The 1309-nt window shown below is 41.1% G+C and carries 2 protein-coding genes; both read right to left on the reverse strand.

Features of this window, described 5'->3' with window-relative positions:
* Positions 1-594, reverse strand: a 594-nt coding sequence (locus EXT47_RS23610) for a GAD-like domain-containing protein (RefSeq protein WP_130127745.1), incomplete at its 3' end; no start/stop codon positions are given.
* Positions 595-601: 7 nt separating this feature from the next.
* A partial coding sequence (locus EXT47_RS23615) for a polymorphic toxin type 15 domain-containing protein (protein ID WP_130127746.1) occupies positions 602-1309 on the reverse strand: 708 nt, incomplete at its 5' end.

Consider the following 1309-nt stretch of genomic DNA (forward strand, 5'->3'; position numbering starts at 1 on the left):
GGCAAAAATATCGCACTTTTCAATATTCTTGACTTTTTTCTCGCCACCCATAAATAAAAATGGCGCAAAGCCGTACACTTCATCGGCATTGAGTGGCCCATGTTTTTTTAATGTCGCAGGAAAAAGAGGGTTCCCTTGGTTATTTTTAATATCAAGTCGTTCAGGGTCTTGAAGCGCTATAAAATCTTTTGCAGTTTGGTTAGCCTTACCAGCTGCAATATCTTGCTGGCTCCCTTTTTTTGTTCGCATCCAATTAAAATAGGGACTGATTTCTAGAGAATGTCCGGTTTTCTCCCCGTAGAGTTTTAAACTGCCCCATGCATTACGTGCTATAACATAATAAATATCTTGTTGTTCAAATGGGGTGTCTTCTAAAAATCGGTCAAGAATGTCTTGATAATCCGCCGGATTTGTCAGCCAAAATAAACCATCGGCAAAGCCGCTGAAACCGAGTATTTGCCAGTATTCAAGTAGCTGATCAGGCAGTTTCCCTCGATACGTTTCTATATCAGCGGTAGTCGCAGGTATAACAGTTGTTGGTTGGCCAAATTCGCTTAAAAAAAAGGCTAAATCGTCATCATTAGTTTCTATCATGGGTTCTCTACTTTTTGTTTAACGGGCAGCGCTCAAGTTGAATGTTCAACTTAGCATCTGGGCCATATTCTTTAAATGCTTTTTCAACTTGCTCATCCATTAATTCCACGCGTGTTTTACCCCTTTTTTTACTTCCTATGGGTGCCTTAGCCCACTGCGGACCTATAGAGCCATTAACTCGTTTATCGCCCATTCGAGATACGCTATCATGCCCGCCAGCGCCCATATCAGGGTCATGTAATGCATGTAAATTGTTCATAATTTCCGTTGTTCTTTGCGAGGCTAATTTTTTTGCTTCCGTACGTGATTTGTTTCTACCGTATGACTCTTTTAGTGACTCAAATAAATCTGATTGGAACTCCTCCCTAAAATCATTTTGAGCAGTTCCAGTCCCTTTGCGCTTCATATTTTTGTATCGATCGCGGTTTTCTATGTATTCACCAATGGTTAAATCATTTAAGCCACTTTCTTGATGCTTAAGCTGCCTTGCGTAATTATGCTCTAAAGCACGTAAGTCGCCTTTATTTTTTTTCCTTAAGTCATTACTTGGTTTAAAACAAGGTACTTTATAAGCTTTCATGCGTGCTTTGAGAGGGTGTAACCCTTTTTCCCCCGGTAACTCATTCCCTTTTGGTGGTTCCAACTCATCGGCTTTGGCTTTGGTGGGCTTGTCGGTAACGCCTCGAATTGGTGGTTGGCCTTGATACTCATCCAG

This window comes from Pseudoalteromonas sp. CO342X (assembly GCF_004208915.1).
GTDB lineage: Bacteria > Pseudomonadota > Gammaproteobacteria > Enterobacterales > Alteromonadaceae > Pseudoalteromonas > Pseudoalteromonas maricaloris.